The sequence below is a fragment of the Nocardia anaemiae NBRC 100462 genome, assembly GCF_001612725.1.
Taxonomy (GTDB): Bacteria; Actinomycetota; Actinomycetes; order Mycobacteriales; family Mycobacteriaceae; genus Nocardia; species Nocardia anaemiae.
Genome location: NZ_BDAZ01000012.1, coordinates 242,605 through 249,407, shown reverse-complemented (window position 1 = coordinate 249,407; position 6,803 = coordinate 242,605). Strand labels below are relative to the sequence as shown.

General features: G+C 66.3%; 6 protein-coding genes. 5 read left to right on the top strand and 1 reads right to left on the bottom strand.

Annotated features, from left to right (window positions below; genetic code table 11):
* Positions 1–35: 35 nt before the first annotated feature.
* Entirely contained in the window at positions 36–629 is a 594-nt protein-coding gene (locus tag NA5_RS09270) for an SACE_7040 family transcriptional regulator (protein WP_062984042.1), read from the bottom strand.
* Between the two features lie 93 nt (positions 630–722).
* Here NA5_RS09270 and NA5_RS09265 point away from each other — a divergent pair, with 93 nt between their 5' ends.
* From NA5_RS09265 to NA5_RS09245, 5 genes are read left to right on the top strand one after another with little or no spacing between them, the layout of a single operon-like run.
* The gene (locus NA5_RS09265; RefSeq protein WP_062983966.1) at positions 723–2,312 is read left to right on the top strand and encodes a carboxyl transferase domain-containing protein; all 1,590 of its coding nucleotides are present in this window, start codon (positions 723–725) and stop codon (positions 2,310–2,312) included.
* 5 nt (positions 2,313–2,317) lie between these two features.
* Positions 2,318–4,351 (top strand): acetyl/propionyl/methylcrotonyl-CoA carboxylase subunit alpha, encoded by a 2,034-nt coding sequence (locus NA5_RS09260; protein ID WP_062984040.1) that lies wholly within the window; start codon positions 2,318–2,320, stop codon positions 4,349–4,351.
* Positions 4,348–5,508 (top strand): acyl-CoA dehydrogenase family protein, encoded by a 1,161-nt coding sequence (locus NA5_RS09255; protein ID WP_062983964.1) that lies wholly within the window; start codon positions 4,348–4,350, stop codon positions 5,506–5,508. The genes NA5_RS09260 and NA5_RS09255 overlap by 4 nt, the downstream gene beginning before the upstream one ends.
* Positions 5,505–5,987, top strand: coding sequence for a MaoC family dehydratase (locus NA5_RS09250; RefSeq protein WP_062983962.1), 483 nt, complete (start codon positions 5,505–5,507; stop codon positions 5,985–5,987). Before NA5_RS09255 ends, NA5_RS09250 begins: the two co-directional genes overlap by 4 nt.
* Entirely contained in the window at positions 5,984–6,796 is an 813-nt protein-coding gene (locus tag NA5_RS09245) for an HpcH/HpaI aldolase/citrate lyase family protein (RefSeq protein WP_062983960.1), read from the top strand. The genes NA5_RS09250 and NA5_RS09245 overlap by 4 nt, the downstream gene beginning before the upstream one ends.
* The last annotated feature ends 7 nt before the right edge of the window (positions 6,797–6,803 follow it).

Genomic DNA, 6,803 nt, shown 5'->3' with positions numbered 1-6,803 from the left:
TCGGGGCTGGCAGAGGCTTGAATAGCGGCGATCTATCACCCCAGCGCGGACAGCGCCATCTGTCGCAGCACCGGCCGGGCCCGGGTCGCGGTGGCATTGGTGGCGCTGTGCGGCGTGGAGTTCATCAGGCCGAAGCCCGCGTGGGCCTGCACCCGCGCGGTCTCCTCCGGCAACTCCGGATGCAACTCCCGCAACACCGCCACCCAGATCTCGACGTACTGTCGCTGGGTGCGCCGCAGCTCGCGCCTCGGTCCGGCTGGCACGTTCTCGAGGTCGCGGTCCTGGATCCGGATGAGTTCGGGCTCGCCGAGCGCGAAGTCAAGATGGAAATCGACCAACCCGTCCAGCGCCTCCCGCGCCGACCCGGTCCGCGCCACCACGGCCTTGCCGCCGTCGAGCAGCCGCTGACTGACCCCGACCAGCAGTTCGACCAGCAGCGCGTCCTTATTCGGGAAGTGCCGGTAGACCGCTGGTCCGCTGATCCCGACGGCCGCGCCGAGGTCTTCCAGGCGCATGCCGAGGAACCCACGGTCGGCGATGAGCCGGGCACCCGCGTCGAGCAGCTGCGCTCTTCGCTGCAGCTTCAGTTGTTCCCTGCGGGTGAGCGTGACAGGGTCGGTGCTGATCACACGCGCTCCTTTCAGCACACCTGGACATCTCAGTTAATGAATATTAACCTGAATTCCAGTTATCGGCGACTAACTGGATGGCAGGACGGCGTGATGACGGTGACCGAACAGGTCGGGGTCGACAACCGCGCGGCACACGAGGCGCTACTGGAGGATCTGCGCGCCCGGCTGGCCGCCGCGGCGCTCGGCGGGCCCGCGAAGGCGCGTGAGCGGCATGTGGCGCGCGGCAAGCTGCTCCCCCGGCAGCGGGTGGATCAGCTGCTCGATCCGGGCAGCCCGTTCCTCGAACTCTCGCCGCTGGCCGCGACCGGCATGTACGACGACGAATGTCCCGGCGCCGGGATCATCACCGGCATCGGCCGGATCTCCGGGCGAGAGTGCGTCATCGTGGCCAATGACGCGACGGTCAAGGGCGGCACCTACTACCCGATGACAGTGAAGAAGCATCTGCGCGCCCAAGAGGTCGCATTGCAGAATCAGTTGCCCTGCGTATATCTGGTCGACTCCGGCGGTGCGTTCCTGCCGCGCCAGGACGAGGTCTTCCCGGATCGGGAGCATTTCGGGCGCATCTTCTACAACCAGGCGACCATGAGCGCCAAGGGAATTCCGCAGATCGCTGCGGTGCTCGGTTCGTGCACCGCCGGTGGGGCTTACGTACCCGCGATGAGCGACGAGGCGGTGATCGTGCGCAACCAGGGCACGATCTTCCTCGGTGGACCGCCGCTGGTGAAGGCCGCGACCGGCGAGGTGGTCACCGCCGAAGAGCTGGGCGGCGGCGAATTGCATTCGCGCACTTCGGGAGTAACCGATCATCTGGCCGAGGACGACCAGGACGCACTGCGCATCGTGCGCCGCATCGTGGCCACGCTCGGCCCGCGCCCGGCCAGTCCGTGGGAGGTGATACCGACCGTCGCGACCGCGAAGCCGGAATCCGAACTGTACGACGTGGTTCCGGTCGATCTGCGCACGCCGTATGACGTGCGCGAGGTCATCCACCGACTGGTCGACGGTGGCGACGGATTCCACGAGTTCAAGGCCGAATACGGCAAGACGCTCGTCACCGGATTCGCCCGCATCCACGGTCATCCGGTCGGCATCATCGCCAATAACGGTGTGCTGTTCAGCGAATCCGCCATGAAGGGCGCGCATTTCATCGAACTGTGCGATAAGCGCAAGATTCCGCTGCTGTTCCTGCAGAACATCACCGGTTTCATGGTCGGGCGCGATTACGAGGCGGGGGGTATCGCCAAGCACGGTGCCAAGATGGTCACCGCGGTGGCATGCGCGCGGGTGCCGAAGCTCACGGTGGTGATCGGCGGATCGTACGGCGCGGGCAATTATTCGATGTGCGGGCGCGCGTATTCGCCACGCTTCCTGTGGATGTGGCCCAATGCACGCATTTCGGTCATGGGCGGTGAGCAGGCCGCCTCGGTGCTGTCGACGGTGCGCGGGGATCAACTCGACAGCAGCGGACAGCCGTGGTCGGCCGCGGACGAGGAGGCATTCAAGGCGCCGATTCGGGAACAGTACGAGCATCAGGGCAATCCGTACTACTCGACCGCGCGGCTCTGGGACGACGGTGTCATCGACCCCGCCGACACCAGAACAGTGCTCGGACTTGTCCTTTCGGTGTGTGCGCAGGCGCCGCTCGAACCCGTTTCCTACGGCGTCTTCCGGATGTGATCGCGATGATGAACAAGTCCCATCCCATTGATTTCGACACCGTGCTGGTCGCCAATCGCGGCGAGATCGCGGTGCGCGTCATCCGCACCTTGCGCGCCATGGGAATTCGGTCCGTCGCGGTCTACAGCGACGCGGATGCGCAGGCCAGGCATGTGCGCGAGGCCGATACCGCGGTGCGACTCGGTCCAGCTCCGGCTCGGGAAAGCTATCTCGATATCGAGAAGGTTGTCGACGCGGCGGTGCGCACCGGTGCGCAGGCTGTGCATCCCGGTTACGGATTCCTTTCCGAGAATGCGGCTTTCGCCGCAGCACTGGCCGAGGCGGGCATTGTTTTCCTCGGGCCGCTAGCGAAGGCGATCGAGATCATGGGCGACAAGATCGCGGCGAAGAACACTGTCGCCGCATTCGATGTGCCCATCGTCCCCGGCATCGCCCGTCCCGGCCTAACCGATGCCGAATTGATCGACGCCGCAGGCGATATCGGCTATCCGGTACTGGTCAAGCCGTCGGCTGGAGGCGGCGGCAAGGGTATGCGACTGGTCGAGGAACCGTCGGCATTGCCCGCCGCGCTGGCCAGCGCCCGGCGAGAGGCGGCCTCCGCATTCGGTGACGACACCCTGTTCCTGGAGCGCTTCGTCACCCGGCCACGCCATATCGAGGTGCAGATTCTGGCCGATCAATTCGGCCACGTGATCCACCTCGGCGAACGCGAATGCAGCCTGCAGCGGCGGCATCAAAAGGTCATCGAAGAGGCGCCATCGCCGCTGCTGGACGCCGCGACCAGGGCGCGCATCGGCGCGGCCGCCTGCAATACCGCGCGCAGTGTCGACTATGTCGGTGCGGGCACGGTCGAGTTCATCGTGTCCGCCGATCGGCCGGACGAGTTCTTCTTCATGGAGATGAATACCCGGCTGCAAGTGGAGCATCCGGTCACCGAGCTGGTCACCGGGATCGACCTGGTGGAATGCCAGGTGCGCATCGCGGCCGGACAGAAGCTCGCGGTGGACCAGGACGAGCTGCGGCTCGTCGGCCATGCGATCGAGGCCCGTGTTTACGCCGAGGATCCCGGTCGCGGCTTCCTGCCCACCGGCGGCACCGTGCTCGACCTGTCCGAGCCCGAAGGCGCTGGCGTGCGGGTGGATTCGGGCCTGCGCATCGGCACCGTGGTCGGCAGCGATTACGACCCGATGCTGTCGAAGGTCATCGTGCACGCCGCCGATCGCCATACCGCGCTCGCGAAACTCGACCGAGCACTGAGCGATACCGTCCTGCTCGGCGTCACCAGCAATATCGAGTTCCTGCGCTTCCTGCTGGCCGACCAGGATGTGGCCGCGGGCAAGCTCGATACCGGTCTGCTGGACCGCCGCGTCGGTGACTTCCGACCCGCCGTCGTCGGGGATGCGGAATTCATTGCCGCCGCTGCCTATCACTGGCTGCGGCGTTGGCCCGCTGCGGCGAGCGATCCGTGGGATATCCCGTCCGGGTGGCGCATCGGCACACCCGCGCCGACCACCATCAGGCTCGCCAGTGGTGACCGCACCGAGCACGTCTACCTGACCGGCTCGCCCAATGCCGCCGAGGTGCACCTCAACAGCAGCGAATCCGTTTCGCTCACCGTCGATTTCACCGACGGAAGGCTCGTCCTGACATTGGAGGGCCTGCGTCGGGAGTACCGCGTCGCCGAGCACGAGGGACAGCTCTGGGTGGCCGGACCATCCGGCGTCGCGGTGCTGCGCGAAGTGGCCGAGGTGAATGTCCGCGGCGGTGCGGAACACGTCGGCGATGCCGAAATCCGCAGTCCCATGCCTGGTTCGGTGATCGCGGTGCCGGTCGCGAACGGTGCCACCGTCGCCGTTGGCGCCCCGGTCGTCGTGGTCGAGGCCATGAAGATGGAGCACACGCTCACCGCGCCGGTCGCGGGCACCGTCGAAGTGCTGGTCGAACCGGGTGCGCAGGTCCGCCTCGATCAGCCGCTGGTGCGCATCGCCGCGGCGCCCGCCGAACCCGAAACCGCCGAGCGAGAAGGAATTTCCGCATGACCGACTTTCTGTCCACCGGCACGCTGCCCGAGGACTATCGCGACCTCGCACTGACCGTGCGCGACTTCGCCAAGTCGGTGGTCGCGCCGGTAGCCGCCGAACACGATGCGAACCATACGTTTCCGTACGAGGTCGTCGCGGGCATGGCCGATATGGGTCTGTTCGGCCTGCCGTTCCCCGAGGAATACGGCGGTATGGGCGGCGACTACTTCGCGCTGTGCCTGGCGCTGGAGGAACTCGGCAAGGTCGATCAGAGTGTGGCGATCACGCTCGAGGCCGGGGTCTCGCTTGGGGCGATGCCCATCTATCGCTTCGGCAACGATAAGCAGAAGCAGGAATGGCTGCCGCAGTTGACCAGTGGCCGCAATCTCGCCGCCTTCGGTCTCACCGAACCCGGGGCGGGCAGCGATGCGGGCGGCACCAGGACCACCGCGGTGGCCGACAGCGGCGAATGGGTCATCAATGGCAGCAAGCAGTTCATCACCAACTCCGGCACCGATATCACCACACTGGTCACGGTGACCGCGGTGACCGGGCAGTCGGGCGGCAAGAAGGAGATCTCCACCATCCTCGTGCCCACCGACACCCCCGGCTTCCTAGCCGAACCCGCCTACAACAAGGTCGGCTGGCATGCCTCGGATACCCATCCGCTGAGCTTCACCGACGTCCGGGTGCCGGAGGAGAACCTGCTCGGCGAGCGCGGTCGCGGCTACGCCAATTTCCTGCGCATTCTGGACGAGGGCCGGATCGCCATCGCGGCGCTGTCGGTCGGCGCGGCCCAGGGCTGCGTCGACGAGAGTGTGCGCTATGCCAAGGAGCGCGAGGCATTCGGCCAGGCCATCGGTCGCAACCAGGCCATCGCCTTCAAAATCGCCCGCATGGAGGCGCGCGCCCACACCGCCCGCACCGCCTACTACGACGCCGCCGCGCTCATGCTGGCGGGCAAACCCTTCAAGAAGCAAGCCTCCATCGCGAAGCTGGTGGCCAGCGAGGCGGCCATGGACAACGCCCGCGACGCCACCCAGATTTTCGGCGGCTACGGCTTCATGAACGAATACGCTGTGGCCAGGCACTATCGCGACAGCAAGATCCTGGAGATCGGCGAGGGCACGACGGAGGTGCAGTTGATGCTGATCGGACGGGAGCTGGGCCTGTGACGGACACCCCGCGCCGGATCGTGCAGCGCGGCCTGTGGTTCGAGGAGTTCGAGATCGGTGTGGTGTACGAGCACCGGCCGGGCCGCACCATTACCGAGGCCGACAATGTCCTGTTCACCACGCTGACCATGAATACCCAGGCACTACACCTGGACGCGGCGTTCAGCGATCAGCTGCCGCCGTTCCATCAGCGGCTGGTGAATTCGATGTTCACCCTCTCCACCCTGATCGGCCTCTCGGTCGCGCAGCTGACCCAGGGCACGATCGTGGCCAACCTGGGCTTCTCCGAGGTCGCCTTCCCGAAGCCGCTGTTCCACGGCGACACCATGTATGCCGAGACGGTGGTCACCGATAAGCGCGAATCCAAGAGCCGCCCGGGCGAGGGCATCCTCACCTTCGCGCACACCGCGCGCAACCAGCATGGCGATATCGTGGCGACAGCGGTACGAAAGACGCTGGTACGCAAGGAGCCCGCATGAGTTGGCACATGCCAGGACCGGCCTGGCTGTTCTGCCCCGCCGACCGCCCCGAACGTTTCGAAAAGGCCGCCGCGGCAGCCGATGTGGTGATCCTCGATCTCGAGGACGGTGTCGCGGCCGGTGACAAATCGGCCGCGCGCAAGGCACTCGTCGAAACCCCGCTGGATCCCGAGACCACGGTGGTTCGGATCAATGCCGTCGGCACCGCCGAACACGATCTGGATCTCGCGGCGTTGGCGCGGACCGAATATCGGCGGCTGATGCTGCCGAAGGCCGAATCCGCCGAACAGCTCGGCGCACTCGTCGACTACGAGGTGATCGCGCTGATCGAATCGCCGCTCGGCGCCATGGCGGTCGGGCAAGCGGTATCGGCGCGCAATGCTCTCGGGGTAATGTGGGGTGCGGAGGACCTGGTCGCCGGACTCGGCGGCAACTCCAGTCGGCACGCCGATGGCAGCTATCGCGATGTGGCACGCCATGTTCGGTCGACCACGCTGCTCGCGGCCAAGGCGTACGGCAAGTTCGCGCTCGACTCGGTGTATCTGAGTATCCGCGATCTCGACGGCCTGCGCGCCGAAGCGCTGGACGCGGTCGCAGTTGGTTTCGACGCCAAGGTGGCGATCCATCCCAGCCAGGTGCCGGTCATCCGGGCCGCCTACGCACCGTCGGATGACGAAATCGATTGGGCCCGAAGGGTACTCGACGAAGTCCCGAACCATCGTGGCGTCTTCGCATTCGAAGGTCGCATGGTCGATGCCCCGGTGCTGCGGCATGCCGAGCAGATCGTGCGACGCGCCAACCACACCTGATTTCCGA

Bases quoted from the DNA above. Each gene is read 5' to 3' on its own strand.
- NA5_RS09265 (WP_062983966.1), top strand. From the start codon at position 723: ATGACGGTGACCGAACAGGTCGGGGTCGACAACCGCGCGGCACACGAG.
- NA5_RS09260 (WP_062984040.1), top strand. From the start codon at position 2,318: ATGATGAACAAGTCCCATCCCATTGATTTCGACACCGTGCTGGTCGCC.
- NA5_RS09255 (WP_062983964.1), top strand. From the start codon at position 4,348: ATGACCGACTTTCTGTCCACCGGCACGCTGCCCGAGGACTATCGCGAC.
- NA5_RS09245 (WP_062983960.1), top strand. From the start codon at position 5,984: ATGAGTTGGCACATGCCAGGACCGGCCTGGCTGTTCTGCCCCGCCGAC.